Source organism: Pseudomonas sp. FP597 (genome assembly GCF_030687435.1).
Lineage (GTDB): Bacteria > Pseudomonadota > Gammaproteobacteria > Pseudomonadales > Pseudomonadaceae > Aquipseudomonas > Aquipseudomonas lactucae.
The window spans coordinates 3898377-3921631 of the sequence record NZ_CP117432.1; the positions used below are offsets into that span (position 1 = coordinate 3898377).

General features: G+C 65.9%; 3 protein-coding genes. All 3 read right to left on the bottom strand.

Annotated elements, in window-relative coordinates; all coding sequences use genetic code 11:
* Position 1 precedes the first annotated feature (1 nt).
* The 3 genes from PSH66_RS17780 to PSH66_RS17790 are packed head-to-tail and all read right to left on the bottom strand — an operon-like array spanning position 2 to position 23244.
* Positions 2-12319 carry a non-ribosomal peptide synthetase gene (locus PSH66_RS17780; RefSeq protein ID WP_305427344.1) on the bottom strand — a complete coding sequence of 4106 codons (12318 nt, stop codon included), beginning with the start codon at positions 12317-12319 and terminating at the stop codon, positions 2-4.
* The gene (locus tag PSH66_RS17785; protein WP_305427345.1) at positions 12316-20049 is read right to left on the bottom strand and encodes a non-ribosomal peptide synthetase; all 7734 of its coding nucleotides are present in this window, start codon (positions 20047-20049) and stop codon (positions 12316-12318) included. Before PSH66_RS17785 ends, PSH66_RS17780 begins: the two co-directional genes overlap by 4 nt.
* Before the next feature lie 48 nt (positions 20050-20097).
* Complete coding sequence (locus tag PSH66_RS17790; protein ID WP_305427346.1) at positions 20098-23244, bottom strand: non-ribosomal peptide synthetase; 3147 nt, start codon at positions 23242-23244, stop codon at positions 20098-20100.
* Positions 23245-23255: the final 11 nt, after the last annotated feature.

The window sequence follows — 23255 nt, forward strand, 5'->3', positions numbered from 1 at the left end:
CTCAAACCTCGAATTCATCCAGCCAGCGCGCCATGTCATCCAGGCGCTCACGATGCTCGACCGCCGCGGCGAACAAATCGCTCGGCAGTTGCTGGGCCAGCTTCTGCACGGTGACGTGATCGAAGAAGGCGTTGATCGGCAGGTGACAGCCGTGACGTTGCTGCAATTGGGCGCGTACTTGCATGACGCTCAGCGAGTGCCCACCCAGCTCGAAGAAGCTGTCGGTGACCCCAACCTGATCCAGGCCCAACACTTCGGCCCAGATAGCCGCCAGGGCCCGTTCAGCCTCGCTGCTCGGTGGCACATGCCCACTCGGCGCGCCCTGCCCCTCGGGTTGCGGCAGTTGCTTGCGATCAAGCTTGCCGTTGGCCGACAGCGGCATGCCATCGAGCTGCACCAGGCGCCACGGCACCATATAGTCAGGAACGTGCTGGCCGAGGTGAAATTTAAGCGCCGCTTCATCACAGGCCTCACCGACCCAGTAACCGATCAGCTTGTCGCCCTGGGCAACCACGACCGCTTCGCGAACCGCCTCATGGTTCACCAGTACGGTTTCGATCTCGCCCAGCTCGATACGCAGGCCGCGCAACTTGACCTGGTGATCCAGGCGCCCGAGGTAGTCAATCGCACCATCGGCACGCCAGCGCGCCAGGTCACCGCTGCGGTACATGCGCGCACCCGGCGCACCGTACGGATTAGCGACAAAGCGTTCGGCGGTCAGCGACGGACGCGCCTGGTAACCGCGCGCCAGGTTGACCCCGGCGATGTACAACTCACCCGCCACGCCCACCGGGACGGGGTTGAGGTCGGCGTCGAGAATATGGATTTGCGTGTTGGCAATCGGCCGGCCAATCGGCACGCTGCTGCCATCCTCGCGGCAGGCCCAGGACGTGACGTCGATGGCCGCTTCGGTCGGGCCGTAGAGGTTGTGCAACTCGCTGGCCGTCTGCGCCAGGACCTGGCGCTGCAACTCGGCGGGCAAGGCTTCGCCGCTGCAAATGATGCGTTTGAGCGAGGTGCAAACCGGCAATTCACCGGCCGAGACAAAGGCCTGGAGCATCGACGGCACGAAGTGCAGCGTGGTGATGCCGTGCTCGACGATCAACTCGCGCAGCAGCTGCGGATCCCGGTGCGCACCCGGCGGTGCCATGACCAACGCCGCGCCACTGAGCAGCGGCCAGAAGAACTCCCACACCGACACGTCGAAGCTGTACGGGGTCTTTTGCAGCACGCGGTCGCTGGCCGTCAGGCCATATTCGGCCTGCATCCATTGCAGACGATTGAGCAAGCCGGCGTGACGGTTACCCACGGCTTTGGGCTTGCCGGTGGAACCGGAGGTGTACAGGCAGTACACCAGGTTTTCCGGGCCGATATCGACCCTCGGCGCCGTCCGTAACTGGGTCGCCAGCGGCAAGCTTTCGAGGGCATGCACCGGCACGCCGGCATCGCCCGCCCACTTGTCCAGCAGGTGGGTTTGCGTCAACAGCAACGGGCTGCCACTGTCGGCGAGCATGCCTTGCAAACGCTCACGCGGATGCTCTGGGTCCAGCGGCAAATACGCGCCACCGGCCTTGATCACACCCAGCAACGCCACCACCAGTTCCACCGAACGCTCGGCCGAAACCGCCACCGGCACATCCGGGCCCACGCCCTGGCTTTGCAGCCAACGCGCGAGTTGATTGGCGCGGGCGTCCAGTTCGGCGTAGCTCAGGCGTGTGTGGCCGTACACCAGCGCCAAAGCGTCAGGTGTGGCACATACCTGTTCGGCGATCAACGCAGGCAGGCTCGGGTACTGCGCATAGCGGGTTTCGGTGGCGTTCCAGGCATCGATCTGGCGCACCTCGACAGGGCTCAACAAGGTCAGGCTCGCCAACGGACGACTGCTGTCTTCGAACTGCTCCAGCAAACCAGCCAGGTGTTCGCTGAAACGGGCTATATCGGCTGCGGCGAAGGCATCCTGGCGGTAGCTGAATTCGATCTGCAACTGCGCGCCGGCATGAATCACCAGGGTCAATGGGTAGTGCGTGGTTTCGTGGCGCTGCACGGGCCAGAAACGCAAGCCACTGGCTTCACCAAGGGCCTGCTCCACCGGGTAGTTTTCGAAGACCAGCAAGGTGTCGAACAGCGCTTGTCCCCCCTGCCCGGCCCAGCCCTGAATCTCGAACAACGGCGTATGTTCATGTTCGCGCAGCGCACTGTTGAACGCTTGCAACTGACGCAGCCATTCGCCCAACGGCTGCTGAGCGGGTGGCGTCTGAATCACCGGCAACGTGTTGATGAACAGCCCCAGCGTGCGTTCGGAGTCCGGCAACTGTGCCGGACGGCCCGCCACCGTAGCGCCGAAGGCCACCGTGGCCTGCCCGCTGTAGCGCTGCAACAACAGGCTCCAGGCGCCTTGCACCAAGGTGTTCAGGGTCACGCGCTCGCGGCGGGCGATGGCGCTCAGCCGCGCGGTCATTGCCGCATCGCATTGCCAATGGTGCTGGCGGTGACCAACCCCCTCGCCCACACCGGTCACGGTGTTGACCAGCAAGGTCGGTTCATCCAGATCGACCAGGCGCTCGCGCCAGAACGCCTGACGCTGCGCCAGATCACGCTGTTGCAGCCATTGCACATAATCGACGAAACGCCCTGCCACCTCGGCAGGCGGCGTGCCCCGGTAGTGCTGCAACACCTCGGCGATCAGTCGCGACGAGCTCCAGCCGTCGAGCAACAGGTGATGGCTGGTCAAAATCAGCTGATAGCGTTGCTCGCCCAGACGTACCAACAGCACCCGAAGCAAGGGCGCGGTGCCTAGGTCGAAGCCCTCGTTACGCTCCTGCTCCGCCAGCGTCTGGACGGCGATTTCGCGGTCCGCGCGCTCGCGCCAGTCGAGCAGGCGCACCGGCGACGGCACGCTGCGAAGCACGGCTTGCAGCGGCTGGCTCAGCCCTTCCCAAAGGAAGCGGGTGCGCAGCACGTCATGCCGCGCCACGGTAGTGTCCCACGCCTGCTTGAAACGCAGAGCATCGAGGCCGTCGATGGCCAGGCTCAACTGGTTGAGGTAGTGGCTTTCGTCCGGGGCCTGCAAGGCGTGGAATAACATGCCCTGCTGCAACGGCGACAGCGGATAAAGCAACTCGGTGTCGGCGGGCAACAGCAGGCCTTCCAGCGTACCTTGGTCCACCCCTGCCAACGGAAAGTCCGAGGGCGTGAAGCGTTGCGCGTCCGGGCTCAGGCAATGTTCGATCAAGCCTTGCAGCTCGGCACGGCATGCCTGCGCCAACTGTTCGACCCAGGCCGACGCCAGCCGCGCGCCGCTGTACTGCCAGTTCATGTGCAGCTCGCCCTGGCGCACCTGGGCATTGATGATCAGCTCGTTGCCCAGCGGCGCATCGGCCGCCTGGTCATCACCGCCCCGCTCAGGTGCGATGCCGAACAACCCCTGTGCATCCAGGCCACGGTCGGTCTGGCCAAGGTAGTTGAACGTGATCGACGGTTGCGCGCCCGCAGCCAGTTCGGCACGCACCTGCGGTTCACCGAAGTAGCGCAGGATCCCATACCCCATACCTTGATCCGGCACCTGGCGCAGTTGCTCCTTGATGCCCCGAATCGCCGCGCCGGCCGGCGCGGACGGGTCGGCTTGCAGGCGCACCGGGTAAAGGCTGGTGAACCAGCCCACGCTGCGGCTGAGGTCAACATCGCTGAAGTCGGCCGGGGCTTCACGGCCATGGCCCTCCAGGCCGACCAGCAGGCTTTCGCCACCGGTGGCACGCAGGACCACACGGGCCAGCGCGGTGAGCAGCAGCTCATCGACTCTGCTGCGATAGGCCTGTGGCGCCTGGGTCAGCAATTGGCGCGTCAGTGGCTCGTCCAGGCGCACCTGGCATTCACGCACCTGGTCGCGGCGACGGCTGCCCAGTTCATCCATCAAGGGCAGGCTGGTCACGCCGGTTGCCTGAGTGGCACGCCAGAAGTCCAGCTCCACCTCACGCGCGGGAGCCTGCGCCTGGAGCACTTCGCCCCAACGCTGGAACGCAGTGGTTTTGTGACCCAAATCCAGTGGCTGGCCCGCCTGCAGCTGGCGATAGGCGCGTTGCAGGTCTTCCAGCAGAATGCGCCAGGACACACCGTCCACCACCAGGTGATGCGCGGCCAGCAACAAACGCGGCCCCTGCGCACTCTCGAGCAGCAGACCACGCAGCAACGGCCCCTCACTGAGGTTCAGCCCGGCTTGAATGCGGCTACAGGCACTGGTCAATTGTGCCGCGTCCGTCACCTGCACCTGATCCAGCGGCACCGACGCCGTCTCGACGTGGTGTTGCTGCCAGCGGCCGTCGGCGTCCTGGGTAAAGCGCAGGCGCAAGGCGTCGTGATGCGCCACCAACGCCTGCAATGCACGACTCAGCAGCGTCGCATCCAAGGCTTCTCGCGGTTGCAACAGTACCGACTGGTTCCAGTGCTGACGCGCATGGATCGGGCTTTCAAAGAACCAGGCCTGGATCGGCGTCAATGCGGCAGCCCCCGTGACCGGGCCTTGTGCCTGCTCGACATGTTCCTGAACCTTGGCCACCTGGGCCAGCCCCCGGATCGTCTGCTGTTCGAATACATCCTTGGGCGTCAGCATCACGCCGGCCTGACGCGCACGCCCTACCAATTGCAGGGAGACGATGGAGTCGCCGCCCAGCTCGAAGAAGTTGTCGGTCGCGCCGACCTGCGAATGCCCCAGCAACTGTTGCCAGAGGTCGGCCAGCAGGGTTTCCACCTTGCCGCTGGGCGCAATGAACTCGCCGTCCTGGACCTGCCAGTCCGGGGTCGGCAGCGCGGCCCGGTCGAGCTTGCCGTTCGGGGTGACCGGCAAGCGTGGCAACCACACCAGCCGCGCCGGAATCATGTAGTCCGGCAACTGCCCGGCCAGCGCCTGCTTGACCCGCGACTCCAGGCTCGGCTCATCCGCCGAGAGGGTCGCCACCGCATAGGCGACCAGCCGCGGACCGGTCGGCGACGGCAAGGCCAGCACCACGCAGGTCTCGACTTCAGGGTGCTGCTGGATGCGCGCCTCGATCTCACCGGGCTCGATGCGATAGCCGCGAATCTTGATCTGCTGATCGATGCGACCGACGTATTCGATGACCCCTTCGCTGCCCCACAACACACGGTCGCCGGTGCGGTACATGCGCGCACCGGGCACGCCGTAGGGGTCGGGCACAAAACGCTCGGCACTCATCCCCGGTCGGCCATGGTACTCACGAGCCAGGCCCGTGCCGCCCAGGTACAGCTCACCGCTCACCCCGGCCGGCACCGGCTGCAGGCGTGCGTCGAGTATGTAGGCGCGGCGGTCGCCAACAGGACGGCCGATTGGCGCATAAGCCGACAGGCAGGCCTGGCTGGCCGGCACTTTCCATACCAGTGGAGTGACCACGGTTTCAGTCGGCCCGTAGCCATTGATCAGGGTACGCGGCGCCAGGGTCTGGCGGATGCGCTCGAAGCTGGCCTGCGGCATGGCTTCGCCGCCAAAGGAATACAGATCCAAGGCCGGCGCACTGCCTTGGGCCTGGGCCTCGACAGCCAGTTGGCCAAGGTAGACCGGTGGGAAGCCCGCGTTGGTGACCTGATGGTCCGCCAATGCCTGCAAGGTACGCCCCGCGGACCACAGCTCTTCGTCACGCAGCACCAGGCTGGCGCCGCACGTCAACGCCGTCAGCCAACGCTCATGGGCGCCATCGAAGGCAAAGGAAATGAAGTGGAACTCACGGGATTCCTCGCTCATGTCATACAACGGCGCGGTGGCGTCGCAATGCATGGCCAGCGGGCCATGGGCCACGGCCACCCCTTTGGGGGTGCCGCTGGAGCCTGAGGTGTAGATCAGGTACGCGAGGTTTTGCGCGTGCACCTCGACGTCGGGGGCCTGGTCGCTGTAGCGGTCCAGGTCCAGCGTGTCGAGATCGAGCAACGCCAGGCCCGGCGCTTCGGGCAGGCGCTCCAGGGCCATCTGCTCGGTGATCAGCAGGCGCATGCCGCTGTCTTGCAGCACATAGCCGAGGCGTTCGCGGGGGTAGTCCAACGCCAATGGCACGAATGCCGCACCGGCCTTGGCCACCGCCAGCAGCGCCACCAACAGCCGGTTGGAACGTTGCAAGGCCACGCCGACGCGCGTTTCGGCGCAGACGCCACGGGCAATCAACAGGTGGGCCAGGCGGTTGGCCTGTTGCTCCAGCTCGCCACGGGTGAGGGTCTGGCCGGCACAGATCAGGGCCACGCGCTGCGGGTCTGCCGCCGCGTGGGCGGCAATACGCTGCTGCACGCTGGCGAACGCCGGCGGCACGTAGTCCGACGCGCTCCAGGCCATGAGTTGAGTGTGTTCGGTAGCAGTCGGCAGACTGAGCGCGGCCAACGGCTGGTGAGCATCGGCGATCAGGCCAAGCAACAGACTGTTGAGATGCCCGGCCAGGGCCTCGACGCGGGCGGTGGCGAACGCATCTCGGCGGTAACCGAACGTAATGTCCAACGTTTCACCGGCGAAGATTGCCAGCGACAGCGGGTAGTGAGTCGCTTCCAACGTGCTCGACGCTTCGATACGTACGCCGCTGCGCTGGCGCATGGCGTGATCGACCGGATAGTTCTCGAACACCAGCAGGCTGTCGAACAGGCTTTGTCCACTCACCCCCGCCCACCGCTGGATATCGGCCAGCGGCGTGTGTTCGAATTCACCCGCCTCGGCGCTTTGGGTTTGCAGTTCACGCAACCAGTCGCCCACCACCTGGCCCGCGTCGCCAGTGGCGATCACCGGCACGGTGTTGATGAACAGGCCCACCACTGCTTCGGCGTCGTCCAGCGCGCTGGGGCGCCCCGCGACTGTCGCGCCAAAGGCTACCGATGATTGCCCGGTATAGGTTTGCAGCAGCAGGACCCAGGCGCCTTGCACCAGGGTGTTGAGCGTCACGCGTTGGCGGCGGGCGAACTGGCGCAGGCGCTGGCTGTCCGCAACCGACAGGCCGCTGCGGATCACGCCATGCCCGATCGCGTCGCCAAGCCCTTGGGTATCCCGGCCTGGCAGGCTTTCGGCGAGCAGGGTCGGGCCCTCCATCGTCGCCAGGCGCGCTTGCCAGTAGGTTTGGGCCGCCAGTCCATCCTGGGCACCCAGCCAGGCGATGTAGTCGCGATACTGACTGCGCGGCGCCAATGGGCGTTCGCCCGCGTAATGTTGCAGCACCTCGCCGATCAGCCGCGCACTGCTCCAGCCATCGAGAAGAATGTGGTGGAAGGTCCAGATCATGCGGCAGCGGTTGGCATCCAGGCGTAACAGTTGCACCCGTTGCAGCGGCAAGCGCGCCAGGTCGAAACCTTGCACGCGTTCGGCGTTGGCCCACTCGTCCAGCGCCTGCTGGCTGAGCCCGCGGGCGTCATGCAGTTGCGCCACGGCCGGGCCACGGCGCAGCACCGCTTGCAGCGGCACGCTGAGTTCAGCCTGCCAGAGAAACACGCTGCGCAATGTGGCGTGCTGTTGCACGGTGGTTTCCCAGGCCTGCAGGAAGCGTTGCGGGTCGAGTCCTTCAAGCACCACGTCGATCTGATTGACGTAGGCCGATTCGGCATCGCCTTGCAGGGAATGGAACAGCAGCCCCTGTTGCAGGGGCGACAGCGGATACAGGTCTTCCACGTCGCGCGCGGCCAAAGGCAAGGCATCCAGCCGGGCCTGAGTCAGCCCGGCCAGTGGCACGTCGGAAGGCGTCAGCGCGGCGTTTTCGGGGAGCAGGCAATGGGCGGCGACAAGGCTCAGTTCGGCGCGCAGGTCGTCCAACAGGCACTCCAGCTGCGAGGGGCTGTAATGTCCAGGATCGGCGCGGCCCTCGAATTGCAACTGGCCTTCAACCAGGCGCGCATTGACCGTCAACGCATGGCTAAGGGGCGCGGCATCGTCGCGCTGACGGCCTTGCGGTTCACTGGCAAGGCCAAACAGACGCTGGCCATCGAGGCTGGCGTCGTATTGCCCCAGGTAGTTGAACATCACTTGCGGCGGGGCCTGCTCGGCGAGCAATGCCTGGGCGGACGTCGGGCCGAGGTAGCGCAACGCACCGTAGCCGATGCCCTTGTTCGGCACCTGGCGCAGTTGCTCCTTGACCGCCTTGATCGCCGACCCCAGGTCGCCAAGGCCGGGGCTCAGGCGCACGGGGTACAGGCTGGTAAACCAGCCGACGCTGCGCTCGATATTCAGGCCTTCGTGGTAAGGCGCAGGCAACGCGTCGCGTCCATGACCTTCCAGGGCAACGCTGAGCGACGCCTGCCCGCTTTGGCGGCAGAGCACGCGGGCCAAGGCGACGAGCAACAGTTCATCCAGACGCGTGCGATAGGCACCTGGCGCTTCCTTGTGCAGGCGCCGGGTCAGTTCGGCCGGCAGGCGCAATCGGCGCTCTACCGCCTGGCCCTCACACCCCAGGTCTTGTGCCGGTTGCCCAAGCGTCTGCGCGCGCCAGTAATCGAGCTCATCAAGCAGCACCGGGCTTTGTGCAAATGCCTGCAAGCGCTCGCCCCACTGGGCGAAGCTGGCACCCACCGGCGCCAGCGTCACCGCCTGGCCTGCGCTCTGCTGTCGATAGGCTTGCTGCAGGTCTTCCACCAGGATTCGCCAGGACACGCCGTCCACCACCAGGTGATGGACCACGATCAACAGCCGTTGGCTGCCATCGCTCAAAGCCAGCAAGGCGGCGCGTAACAAGGGACCGTTATGCAGATCGAGGCTGGTTTGCAGGCGCTCGGCCTCGTGAAGAAAGGTCTCGGCGTCCGAGGCGTCGATCTCCACCAGCAGGTTGTCATCGGAAACCTCGGTGTAGCCCTGTTGCCAGGTGCCATGGGCGTCCTGCTGATAACGCAGACGCAGGCTGGCGTGGTGTTCAGTCAGGGCGGCAAGGCTGGCGCGCAGGGGTTCGGCTTGCAGAGCCTGTAGCGGACGCAGCAAGGCTGACTGGTTCCAGTGTTGACGCTGTGCAATCTCCTGACTGAAAAAGTAATGCTGAATCGGCGTCAGCGGAGCAGGCCCGACGGTCACGCCCGGCTGCTGTTCGGCACCCTGGCGGGCATTGCGCGTCGCATGGGCCAGGGCTGCCAGCGTCGGGTGCAGGAACAGGTCGCGCGGGCTCAATTGCCAGCCGGCCTGACGTGCCCGGCTGATCACCTGCAAGGACAGGATCGAGTCCCCTCCCAGCTCAAAGAAGTTGTCGGTAATACCGACTTGCTCCAGGCCCAGCACCTCGGCCCAGATAGCCGCCAGGGCCTGCTCGACCTCACTGCGCGGCGCCACGTAACCTTCGGCAGCGGCCTGCCCTTCAGGCTGCGGCAACTGCTTGCGATCGAGCTTGCCGTTGGCCGAAAGCGGCATGCCATCGAGCCGCACCAGGCGCCACGGCACCATGTATTCGGGGACATGCAACGCCAGGTGCGCCTTGAGCACTTCCTCTTCGGTCGCGTCGCCAACCCAGTAGCCGATCAGCTTGTCGTCGCGGGCAATCACTACGCTTTCCTGCACGTTGGCATGGGCGAGCAGCACCGCTTCGATCTCGCCCAGCTCGATACGCAGGCCGCGCAACTTGACCTGATGGTCCAGGCGTCCGAGGTAGTCAATCGCACCATCGGCACGCCAGCGCGCGAGGTCGCCGCTGCGGTACATGCGCGCACCGGGCGCACCGTACGGGCTGGCGACAAAGCGTTCGGCGGTCAGCGACGGACGCGACTGATAACCGCGCGCCAGGTTGACCCCGGCGATGTACAACTCGCCTGCCACGCCCACCGGGACGGGGTTGAGGTCGGCGTCGAGAATATGGATTTGCGTGTTGGCAATCGGCCGGCCAATCGGCACGCTGCTGCCATCCTCGCGGCAGGCCCAGGACGTGACGTCGATGGCCGCCTCGGTCGGGCCGTACAGGTTGTGCAACTCGCTGGCCGTCTGCGCCAGGACCTGGCGCTGCAACTCGGCGGGCAAGGCTTCGCCGCTGCAAATGATGCGTTTGAGCGAGGTGCAAACCGGCAATTCACCGGCCGAGACAAAGGCCTGGAGCATCGACGGCACGAAGTGCAGCGTGGTGATGCCGTGCTCGACGATCAACTCGCGCAGCAGCTGCGGATCCCGGTGCGCACCGGGTGGCGCCATGACCAACGCCGCGCCGCTGAGCAGCGGCCAGAAGAATTCCCACACCGACACGTCAAAGCTGTACGGAGTCTTTTGCAGCACGCGGTCGCTGGCCGTCAGGCCATATTCGGCCTGCATCCATTGCAGGCGATTGAGCAGGCCGGCATGGCGGTTACCCACGGCTTTGGGCTTGCCGGTGGAACCGGAGGTGTACAGGCAGTACACCAGGTTTTCCGGGCCGATATCGACCCTCGGCGCCGTCCGTAACTGGGTCGCCAGCGGCAGGCTTTCGAGGGCATGCACCGGCACGCCGGCATCGCCCGCCCACTTGTCCAGCAGGTGGGTTTGCGTCAACAGCAACGGGCTGCCACTGTCGGCGAGCATGCCTTGCAAACGCTCACGCGGGTGTTCCGGGTCCAGCGGCAAATACGCACCACCGGCCTTGATCACACCCAGCAGGGCTACCACCAATTCCACCGAACGTTCGGCCGAAACCGCCACCGGCACATCCGGCCCCACGCCCTGGCCTTGCAGCCAATGCGCGAGTTGATTGGCGCGGGCGTCCAGTTCGGCGTAGCTCAGGCGTGTGTCGCCGTACACCAGCGCCAAGGCGTCAGGTGTGGCGCGCACTTGCTGGCCGATCAACGCCGGCAGATTCGCGTACGAAGGGTAGTTTTCCTCGGTGGCGTTCCAACCGGACAGTTGCTGTTGCTCGACGGGGGTCAGCGGCAGCAGTTCGTGCAATGCACGCTCGGGCTGTTCCAGCAGTTGCTCGAGCAGAAACAGGAAATGCGCGTGCCAGGCATGCACGGTGGCGGCGTCGAACAGGTCGGTCGCGTAGCTGAAGGTCGCGGTGATCTGGCCCTGGCGGTCTTCCTCGGTGGTCAGGGTCAGATCCAGCTGCGCGGTTTCAGCGGCCTGGTCCAGGCGCTCGAAGACCAGCCCGCCCACATCCAGCTGGCTGTCGCCGCGCTGCAAGTGGTTGAACATGACCTGGAACAGCGGGTTGCGGCCCATGCTGCGTTGGGGCTGCAGTGCTTCGACCAGCTGTTCGAAGGGCAAATCCTGATGAGCCTGGGCTTGCAAGGCCTGTTCGCGCACAGCCTTGAGCTGGTCGATGAAGGATTCACGGCGTGAAACGCTTAACGGCCAGACTTGTGTATTGACAAAGCATCCGATCAAACCCTGGGTCGCGACGGCCTCGCGATTGGCAACCGGGATGCCGACGCGCACTTGCGTCTGGCCGCACAGGCGGCTTAGCCACACGCCATAAGCGGCGAGCAACACCATGAACGGCGTGGCTTGTTGACTGCGGGCGAACTGCCGCAAACGGCTGCTGGTGGCCTCGGACAACGGTTTGCCGACCCGTGCACCGTGATAGGTGGGCAAGCCCGAACGCAGGTGATCGACCGGCAACTCCAGCACGGGCTCCTCAACGCCCAGGCGCTCGCGCCAATACGCCAGTTGTTGCTCACTTTCGCCGGACTCCAGCCACAGGCGCTGCCAGCGCGCATAGTCGCTGTATTGCACATCAAGGCTGGGCAACGGACTGTCGACGGCCTGAAGGTGACGGGCATAGCCGCCAGCCAGCTCTTGAACGAACAGCTCCACCGAGACGCCATCGGCGACGATGTGGTGCAAGGTGACCAGCAAGGCATGCCGTTCGGCGTCACAGCGCACCAGGCACAGGCGCAGCAAAGGCCCCTGGGTCAAGTCGAACGGTTGTCGGGCCTGAGCCTGGGCCAGGCGCGCCAAGGCCGCGTCCTGGGCCTGGGCCGACAACTCGCTGAGGTCTTCGCGCCCCAGGAGCACGGCACAGGCATCGGCAGCCTGCACACGCACCACCGGCTCACCGCCTTCGCTGGGGAAGACACTGCGCAGTACCGCGTGACGGGCGACGATATCGGCCAGCGCCGCCTGCAGCGCCGCCTCGTTCAATTGCCCCGTGAGTTGCAGGCCACCGGTAATGTGATAGGCGCTGGCGGTCGGCTCCAACTGCCAGAGCAGCCATAGCCGGCGCTGGCTGTAGGACAACGTGTGCGACGTCTCGGCAGGCGCCGCAACGATGGGCAAACGGCGCGCATCAATGCCTTTTTCACGCAACTGCCGCAGGAATATCCGCTGCTTTTCGGCAGGAAGAGCGTTGAGCCGTTCGGCCAGCGGGCGCAACGGATCGTCACGGTGGCTGGGGCCGTGGGCTTGGCTCAGGTCGTTCATTCAATGCGCTCCAGTTCGTTCAGCAATTGGGTCATGGCATCCACCTCGTCTTCGCAGGTGTGTGCCGGAATGTGCTCCAGGTGCCGAGCGAGCGCCTCGATCGTCGGTGTATCGAACACCGCGCCGAGGTGTATCTGTACGCCTAACTGATGGCGGATCTGCGAGGCCAGGCGGGTCGCAAGCAGCGAATGCCCGCCCAGCTCGAAAAAGTCATCCGTCACACCCACCCGCTCCACGCCCAGCACCTCGGACCAGATTCTGGCGAGGCTGCGTTCGGCGTCATTGCGGGGTTCGACATAGCCGGTAGCGGCGACTTGCGCCTCGACCTGCAGCAGTTGCTTGCGATCCAGCTTGCCATTGGCCGAGAGCGGCATCGCCGGCAACCGCATCAATCGCCACGGCACCATATAGTCAGGAACGTGCTGGTCGAGGTGAAATTTAAGCGCCGCTTCATCACAGGCCTCACCGACCCAGTAACCGATCAGCTTGTCGCCCTGGGCAACCACGACCGCTTCGCGAACCGCCTCATGGTTCACCAGTACGGTTTCGATCTCGCCCAGCTCGATACGCAGGCCGCGCAACTTGACCTGGTGATCCAGGCGTCCGAGGTAGTCAATTGCACCATCGGCACGCCAGCGCGCCAGGTCACCACTGCGGTACATGCGCGCACCCGGCGCACCGTACGGATTAGCGACAAAGCGTTCGGCGGTCAGCGACGGACGCGCCTGATAACCGCGCGCCAGGTTGACCCCGGCGATGTACAACTCACCCGCCACGCCCACCGGGACGGGGTTGAGGTCGGCGTCGAGAATATGGATTTGCGTGTTGGCGATAGGACGACCAATCGGCACGCTGCTGCCATCCTCGCGGCAGGCCCAGGACGTGACGTCGATGGCCGCCTCGGTCGGGCCGTACAGGTTGTGCAACTCGCTGGCCGTCTGCGCCAGGACCTGGCGCTGCAACTCGGCGGGCAAGGCTTCGCCGCTGCAAATGATGCGTTTGAGCGAGGTGCAAACCGGCAATTCACCGGCCGAGACAAAGGCCTGGAGCATCGACGGCACGAAGTGCAGCGTGGTGATGCCGTGCTCGACGATCAACTCGCGCAGCAGCTGCGGATCCCGGTGCGCACCGGGTGGCGCCATGACCAACGCCGCGCCGCTGAGCAGCGGCCAGAAGAATTCCCACACCGACACGTCGAAGCTGTACGGGGTCTTTTGCAGCACGCGGTCGCTGGCCGTCAGGCCATATTCGGCCTGCATCCATTGCAGGCGATTGAGCAGGCCGGCATGGCGGTTACCCACGGCTTTGGGCTTGCCGGTGGAACCGGAGGTGTACAGGCAGTACACCAGGTTTTCCGGGCCGATATCGACCCTCGGCGCCGTCCGTAACTGGGTCGCCAGCGGCAAGCTTTCGAGGGCATGCACCGGCACGCCGGCATCGCCCGCCCACTTGTCCAGCAGGTGGGTTTGCGTCAACAGCAACGGGCTGCCACTGTCGACAAGCATGCCTTGCAAACGCTCACGCGGATGCTCCGGGTCCAGCGGCAAATACGCGCCACCGGCCTTGATCACACCCAGCAACGCCACCACCAGTTCCACCGAACGCTCGGCCGAAACCGCCACCGGCACATCCGACCCCACGCCCTGGCCTTGCAGCCAATGCGCGAGTTGGTTGGCGCGGGCGTCCAGTTCGGCGTAGCTCAGGCGTGTGTCGCCGTACACCAGCGCCAGGGCGTCAGGTGTGGCATGTACTTGCCTGTCGATCAAGTCGGGCAGGTTCGCGTACTCGGGATAGTCGTGCTGGGTCGCGTTCAAGTCCGCCAACTGGCGTTGTTCCGTGGCCTCCAGCATGCACAACTCGCCCAGGCACAGCGTGGACGGTCCCTGCGCCTGGGACGCCATCGCCAGCAGCAGGTTTTGCAAATGCTCACCCAGGCGAACCACGCTGGTCGCCTCGAAGGCACCCAGCAAATAACTCAACTGCACGTTCAGCGTGTCGCCGGCATGGATCACCACGGTCAACGGGTAATGGGTGGTTTCCCGCGAGATGACCTGGCCGAACCGCACACCACTGCCACTGCGCAAGGCGCTGTCCACCGGGTAGTTTTCGAACACCAGCACGCTGTCGAATAACGCCTGGCCCCCCTGCCCGGCCCAGCGCTGGATATCGAACAACGGCGTGTGTTCATGCTCGCGAACCTTCAGGTTCAGCGATTGAAGGTCACGCAGCCAGTCGCCCAGCAAACGCTCGGGGCCGGGCGCCTGGATGATCGGCAAGGTATTGATAAACAGCCCGAGCACACGCTCGGCATCGGCCAATGCGGTCGGGCGCCCGGCCACGGTGGCGCCGAAGGCAACGCTGCGCTGCCCGGTGTAGCGCTGCAACAGCAGGCTCCAGGCACCCTGCACCAAGGTGTTCAATGTCACGCGTTCACGACGCGCAAACGCCACCAACGCCGAGGTGACAGCGGGGTCCAGTTGCAGGCGCACGTCGCCATGCCCAGTCTGCGCCGGCACCGCCGGCAACGCGTCGGCCAGCCGGGTCGGTTCATCCAGCTGACGCAGGTGCTCGTTCCAGAATGCCTGGCTCGAATCAGCGTCCTGGCAGCCTAGCCAGGCCAGGTAATCGCGGTAGCGGCTGGCGCTGGCGACGGGCGCTTCGCCGCGATAATGCAGCAACACTTCTTCGATCATCCGCGCCGTGGCCCAGCCATCGAGAAGGATGTGATGACGGGTCCAGATCAGCTGATAGTCGCTTTCGCCCAGGCGTACCAGCAGCACCCGTTGCAACGGTGGCCGGCGCAGGTCGAAGCCTTGGTCGCGCTGGGCATCGGCCAGCTCGACCAAGTCCAACTGCGCCTGTTCAGCCGAGCGTGCGCGCCAGTCCAGGTGCTGCACCGGGGATGGCAACTGACGATGGATCCATTGCAGCGGCTGCGGCAAGTCGCCCTCCCAGGCGAAACCGGCGCGCAGGATCGCATGTTCCTGGGTGACCCGTTCCCAGGCCGCCGCGAAACGCGGGCCATCGACATCGCTCAACGGCACGCAGACTTGATTCACATAAGCGCTGCTGGCCCCGCCCCGCAGGGCGTGAAAGAGCATGCCCTGTTGCAGCGGCGACAATGGATAAAGGTCTTCAAGGTCGGCGGCAGCCACCGGCAGCGCATCCAATTGAGCCTGGCTGACGCTCGCCAGGGGGAAGTCCGACGGCGTGACGCCCGCAGCGCCGGGGCTCAGGCAATGGTCGAGCAAACGCTCCAGGGCTGCCAGGTAGCGTTCGGCCAGGGCTTGCACCACGTCGCTGTCGAAACGCTCGGCGCCGTAGCGCCAGCTCAATTGCAGACAACCGTCGCGCACCTGGCCGGTGATAACCCATTCGCTGTCGGCGTCGGCACTCGGGTCCAGGGACGCGCCGAGGCTTTCCTCGGCCCAGGCAAACAGGCCACCCGCCGAGCGGCCAGGGTCGAACTGGCCGAGGTAGTTGAAGGTGATTTGCGGGCTCGGCCGGGCCGCCAGCTGGCCTGCCGTCGCATCCTCGCCCAGATAGCGCAACACGCCGTAGCCAAGACCTTGGCCGGGGACCTGGCGCAGTTGTTCCTTGATGGCTTTGATGGCCTGCGCAGGCGAATCATTGCCGGGCACCAGTTGCAGCGGGTACAGCGCGGTGAACCAGCCCACGCTGCGGCTCAAGTCCAGGTCTGCGGCAGTATCCGCGCCGGGCGTGCGGCCGTGGCCTTCGAGGAGGATGTCCACCGCCGGTTGGCCGCTCCATTGGCACAACGTCTGGGCCAGTCCGGCCAACAGCAGCTCATCGATGCGCGTGCGATAGGCTCCGTGGGCCGCGCCCAGCAGCGCACGGGTGCGCGCCGGGTCGAGTTGCACGCGCGCGTAGGCCGTGGCACCGAGGGCACGACTGCCTTGCGGGTGTTGCACGTTCAACGGGGTGGCCGGCGTCTCGGAATAAGCCTGCCAGTAGGCCTGCTCGGTATCGCCCAGGCCCGAACGCGCCCATGCCTGGAGGTACTCGCTCCACGCCTTGAAGCTGCTGGTACGCGAGGCGAGTGCCAGAGGCGAGCCGGCGAGCGCCTGGGTATAAAGCTGGGCCAGGTCTTCAAGCAGGATACGCCACGACACCCCGTCCACCACCAAGTGATGCGCAACCAGTAACAGGCGTTGTTCGCCATTGGCCAACTGCATCAGTACGGCCTTGAACAGCGGACCCTGGCCCAGTTCAAAACCGCGCTGGGCATGTTCGCAGACCGCGCTGATCGCCTCGGACGCGCAGTCGTCAAGGGTTCGGCAATCCAGCAGCGATGCGCTGCCCTGCCCATGGCTGGCGCGCCAGCGGCCCTCGACGCGCTTAAATTGCAGGCGCAGCGCATCGTGATGGACAAACAGCGCCAGCAGCGCTTCGCCCAGCGCGCCCACTTCGAGATTGTGCAGCGGACGCAGCAGCAACGCCTGGTTCCAGTGCCCAGGGACCGGCACCGCCTGGGCGAAGAAGTGTGCCTGGATCGGCGTGACGGGCGCCTCGCCCTGCACCGGGCCGCTGTCGACGCGGGCCTGATCCAGTGGCGCGGCGACGCGCGCCAAGGCCGCGATGTGCTGATGTTCGAACAGGTCACGGGGGTTGAGCTGCCAACCGGCACGGCGTGCCCGGCTGATCACCTGCAAGGACAGGATCGAGTCCCCTCCCAGCTCAAAGAAGTTGTCGGTAATACCGACTTGCTCCAGGCCCAGCACCTCGGCCCAGATAGCCGCCAGGGCCTGCTCGACCTCACTGCGCGGCGCCACGTAACCTTCGGCAGCGGCCTGCCCTTCGGGCTGCGGCAACTGCTTGCGATCGAGCTTGCCGTTGGCCGACAGCGGCATGCCATCGAGCCGCACCAGGCGCCACGGCACCATGTATTCGGGGACGTGCAACGCCAGGTGCGCCTTGAGCACTTCCTCTTCGGTCGCGTCGCCAACCCAGTAGCCGATCAGCTTGTCGTCGCGGGCAATCACCACGCTTTCCTGCACGTTGGCATGGGCGAGCAGCACCGCTTCGATCTCGCCCAGCTCGATACGCAGGCCGCGCAACTTGACCTGGTGATCCAGGCGTCCGAGGTAGTCAATTGCACCATCGGCACGCCAGCGCGCCAGGTCACCGCTGCGGTACATGCGCGCACCCGGCGCACCGTACGGATTAGCGACAAAGCGTTCGGCGGTCAGCGACGGACGCGCCTGATAACCGCGCGCCAGGTTGACCCCGGCGATGTACAACTCACCCGCCACGCCCACCGGGACGGGGTTGAGGTCGGCGTCGAGAATATGGATTTGCGTGTTGGCGATAGGACGACCAATCGGCACGCTGCTGCCATCCTCGCGGCAGGCCCAGGACGTGACGTCGATGGCCGCCTCGGTCGGGCCGTACAGGTTGTGCAACTCGCTGGCCGTCTGCGCCAGGACCTGGCGCTGCAACTCGGCGGGCAAGGCTTCGCCGCTGCAAATGATGCGTTTGAGCGAGGTGCAAACCGGCAATTCACCGGCCGAGACAAAGGCCTGGAGCATCGACGGCACGAAGTGCAGCGTGGTGATGCCGTGCTCGACGATCAACTCGCGCAGCAGCTGCGGATCCCGGTGCGCACCGGGTGGCGCCATAACCAGCGCCGCGCCACTGAGCAGCGGCCAGAAGAATTCCCACACCGACACGTCGAAGCTGTACGGAGTCTTTTGCAGCACGCGGTCGCTGGCCGTCAGGCCATATTCGGCCTGCATCCATTGCAGACGATTGAGCAAGCCGGCGTGACGGTTACCCACGGCTTTGGGCTTGCCGGTGGAACCGGAGGTGTACAGGCAGTACACCAGGTTTTCCGGGCCGATATCGACCCTCGGCGCCGTCTGCAACTGGGTCGCCAGCGGCAAGCTTTCGAGGGCATGCACCGGCACGCCGGCATCGCCCGCCCACTTGTCCAGCAGGTGGGTTTGCGTCAACAGCAACGGGCTGCCACTGTCGGCGAGCATGCCTTGCAAACGCTCACGCGGATGCTCCGGGTCCAGCGGCAAATACGCACCACCGGCCTTGATCACACCCAGCAACGCCACCACCAGTTCCACCGAACGCTCGGCCGAAACCGCCACCGGCACATCCGGGCCCACGCCCTGGCCTTGCAGCCAATGCGCGAGCTGATTGGCGCGCGCGTCCAGTTCGGCATAGCTCAGGCGTGTGTCGCCGTACACCAGCGCCAAGGCGTCAGGCGTGGCACGTACCTGTTCTGCGATCAATGCAGGCAGGCTCGGGTACTGCGCATAGCGGGTTTCGGTGGCGTTCCAGGCGCTCAATTGTTGCCGCTCGGCCACGCCCATCAGCGGCAGGCTGAACACTGCACTGTCGGGCGCGGCGACCATGCCCTGCAATAACTGGCACAGGTGCTGACCCAGTCGGTCGATCGTCGCGGCGTCATACAGCGCGGTGACGTACTCCAACCGGCAATCAATACCGTCGGGGCTGGCGATGACGTCCAGGCTCAGGTCGAAGCGCGCGCTTTCCAGTTCGATGTCCAGAACCTGCACGTTCAACCCCGGCAGATGCAAGGCCTGGGCGTCGCGGGAATGGCGGAAATTGAACAGCACCTGGAACAGCGCGGTGTGATGCAGGTCGCGGGTCAGGTTCAAGCCGTCCAGCACGCACTCGAACGGAAACTCTGCCTGTTCGAGTGCGATGCGGCTTTCATCGCGCAGGCGGGCACACAGGTGTCGGGTGGTCAGCTGTCGCTCGAGTCGGGCGCGGTACACCTGGGTGTTGACGAAGAAACCGACGATGTCCTGCACCTGGGTATGACTGCGTGCAGCGTTGGGCACGCCGACGGCGAAGTCGAGTTGACCGCTGTAGCGCGCCAGCAACACTTGCCAGGCGCCCAGCAACAACACAAAGGGCGAGCAATGCTGCTGGCGGCAGAATTCACGCACGGCCTGGGCAGTGGCAGCCGGCACACGAATATCGTGGCGTGCGGCGTCCAGACGTGGCACGGCGCTGCGTGGGCGATCGGTGGGCAGTTCCAGCACCGGCACGTCCTGGCCCAGATATTCGCGCCAATACGCCTGGCCTTCGGCGGCCCCCTCACCGGCAAAGCGTTGCTGCTGCCAGGTCGCGTAGTCGGCGTAATCCAGGGGCAGGCTCGGCAAGGCGCGGTCGTTGCCGCCCAATGCGGCGGCATAGGCCTGGCCCAGGTCCGCGATCAGCAGCGGGTTGGACCAGGCGTCGGCGACGATATGGTGCAGGCACAGCAGCAACACCGCCCCGTCTTCGTCGCACAACAGGCTGGCGCGCAGCAGCGGCGCTTGGCCGAGGTCGAACGGCACGGCGACGCGATGGCGCAGTTCGGCTTCCAGGTTGGCGTCGGCGGGCAGGTTCACGCATTCGAGGTGGAAATCCACACGGGGTTCGATCACCTGCATCGGCCGGTCATCGACCAGCACGAAGCGCGTGCGCAGGCTGGCGTGGCGTTCGATCAGCCGGCACAAGGCAGCCTGCAATGCGGCGACATCCGGCCGGCCATGAATGCGTAGCGCCCGTGCCGAGTTATAGGCCGGGCTGTCCACTTCGTACTGTTGAAGAAACCACAAGCGACGCTGGGCGAACGACAGCGGCGCCGGCCCATTCTCGGTGCGTCGGCCCGGCCCGGTGGGTGCGGCTGGCGCTTCATCATCAAGTAGCAGGGCAAGCAGTTCATCGCGGTCGATATCGGTCATGGTCAATCCAATCCGGAATAAAGGGGGCCGGCATCCGCCGGCCCATTGTCAGTGGGCCGCCAGGCCCTTGGCGGCGCGGGCCTTGGCGAGCAACTCGGCGCGCTCCTGATCGCTGAGGCTGTCCAGCTCGCGGCGCAGGCGGGCGACCTTTTCCAGGCGCGCCGGGTCGGCCAGTTCGCCAAGCGCCACAGCCAGCGCGGCCGCGCTGGGGTGGTCAAAGACCACGCCCGGCGGGACTTCGAGCTTGAACATCGTGCGCAAGCGCGCCAACAGCTTGATCACCAGCAGCGAGTGGCCACCGGCATCAAAGAAATCGTCATCCACACCCAAGGCGGCCGGCGGACAACCCAGCAGTTCGGCCATGGCATCACGCAGGCTGGCTTCCAGCTCACTGGTCGGTGCACGCGCGGGTTGACGACGCGCCAGCTGACCCGGATCGGGCAAGGCATGGCGATCGACCTTGCCATTGGACAGACGCGGCAGACTCGGCAAGACCAGCAGGCGTGTCGGGCACGACGCGTCGGGCAGGCGCTCGGCCAGGGCCGTCGACAACGGTGGCAAGGCGTCGTCGGCAACGCCTTGGGCGAGGACCACGTAGGCGATCAGGCTCGCCACCCCTTCACTGGGTGCCCACAGCCGCGCCACAGCCTGGTCAACCCCAGGCAAGGTCAACAAGGCCGCCTCCACTTCACCCAGCTCGATGCGCTGACCGCGCAACTTGACCTGATAGTCCTGGCGGCCGACCAATTGCAGGCCACCCTCGGCGCGGTACCGGCCCAGATCGCCGGAGCGATAAAGGCGCTGGCCCGGCATGAAGGGGTCGTCTACGAAGCGCTCGGCGTTGGACTCACCCAAGTAGCCACGGCACAGTTGCGCGCCGCCGATGTACAACTCGCCCAACGCGCCGGTGGGCACCAGGCGCAGGTGCTCGTCGAGCAGGTACACGCGGTTGCCGGCGAGGACTCGGCTCAGCGGCACTCGGTCGTCGCGGTCCGGCGCGTCGGCGCGTAGCTGATGAAACAGCACGCCGACGGTCGTTTCGGTGGGGCCGTAGTGGTTGAACAGGCGCAACGTCGGCACCTGGGCGAACAGTTGCTCAACCAGCCGGCGCGGCGTGGCTTCGCCGCCGAGAATGAGGGTACCGGGCAACAGGGGCGCGTCGCCTTCGAGCAAAGCCGCCAGGTGCGACGGTACGAACTTCGCCACATCCGGACGCTCCCGGAGCAGGAAACGCCTGAACGCCGCACCATCGGCGAGATCGTCCTGGGCGGCGATCACCAGTTCGGCGCCAACCTGCCAGGCGCCGAACAGCAAGGTATGGCCCAGATCGACGGTCAGCGGACTGGTCAGGGCCAGGCGCATGCCAGGCTCCAGGCCCAGCGCCGTGCAGGCCGCCTGCGCATAGTTGCGTAGTGCGCCATGCTCGATGAGCACGCCTTTGGGCACGCCGGTGGAGCCGGAGGTATACAACAGATAGGCCAGCTGATGGTCGCTGAGCGTCGGCGGCACGAACGGCAGTTCGGCATCGTTTTGCGCTTGCTCCAGGCTGGCGCTCGGCCATGGACCTTGGGCGCTGCTCGAGGCTGGGTCGCACAGCACCAGGGCGGGCGCGGCGCGGGTCAACAGGTCATGACGACGTTCCTCCGGCCAGGCCGGCTCCAGCGGCAAGTAATAAGCGCCGGCGCTGAGGACAGCGAGAATCTGCAGCACGCCTTGCAGCGAGCGCTCGCTCTCGATGGCCACGCACTGCCCAGCGCCGACACCCTGGCCCTGCAACCAACCGGCCATGCGAGTGACCTTCTGCTGCAGCGTGGTGTAATCAAGGCGCTGTCGACCATCACTGAGGGCCATGGCATGAGGTGTCTGCCGGGCATGCCGGGCCAGCAGTTGCGGCAGCCACTCACCGTTGGACAGCGGATGAGTTGGGGCCAGCGCCAACAAGCGTTCGCGCTCGCCTGCGCCAATCGGCTCCAGGTCGGCCAGGGCAATATGGCCGTCGGCCGGCAGGGTTACCACCAGCGTGCACAATTGTTCGAGCAGCACCTCAAGGCCCACGGCGCTGTAGGCAGCGCCGTTGGCTTCAAGGTTCAGGTGCAGGGTTTCGCCCCACGCACGCACGTGCAGCAGCAATTCAAAGGCCGGTCGGTTGGGGTAGGCAAGCACCTGGCCCGGCGCGAGGCGTGCCTGTTCAAAGACGAACCCCGCCAGCAGCGGCGCGGTGCTGGTCGGCGCCTCGATGGGGCAGTATTCCTGCCAGCCGAGATGATCGCCCAGGCGACCTTCGGCCTGTTGCAACCAGTCGGCGAAACGGCACGCCGGGTCCAGATCGACGCGCAATGGCAGGATTTTCTCGAACACGCCCAAGGTGTGTTCGAAGTGGTCATAGTCGCCACGGCAATCGTGCAGCCAACCGCCAACGAAACTCGGTTGGTCGCTCACGCGCCCCAACAGCGCCCACCACAGACCTTGCAGTACGAAATCCAGGGGTTGGCCGAGGCCATCCGCCAAGGCCTGGGCGCCGCGCAGCTGTGACCCCGACAGTTGGCGCTGCACGTTCAGGCGCTCGGCCTGAGCCGTCGCCGGGCTGCCGCGCAGGCCCAGCTGCAAGGCGGCGCCCTGGGTGGGGTCGACCTGGGCGTGTTGCCAATAGGCACGGCCTTGGGCGGCATCTTCGTCGGCAGCCATGTCCTGACGCCATTGCACGTAGTGTTCATAGCCCACTTCGCTGGACAGCGGCGTGTCACCGCGTGCCAAGGCCAGCACATCGGCGGCCAGGCGTTCCAGGCTCGGTGGGTCCAGGGCCAGTGCGGCAGCCACGAATTCCACTTCGACCGCGCCGTCCACAAGCGTTCGGCGGCTGACCGCCAGCACTTCGTCTTCGCCCAGCGTTATGGCGGGCGCCGTGCTGTCCAGGTCCACCCAACGCACCGCGCCGCCCTGATTCGGCAAGGCCTGGCGCCAGCCCCGGAAACCGGCAACTTGCAGCCAGCGCGCGGCGAGGATCGGCTGGCTTGCCGCGTAGCGTTGCAGCGCCGTGGGGAGGTCCGCCGCCGCATCGGCCGCCGTCATCGCGAGGCGCAGACGGTGGCTGCCCGCATCGGGGCACGCAGGGTCGTGGCCGAGCAGACAGGCGCGCTGCTCGGGGCTCAAGGCCAGGGTGTGTTGCACGGTCAAATCAAGGCTCAGATCGTTCATCGGGGATGTCC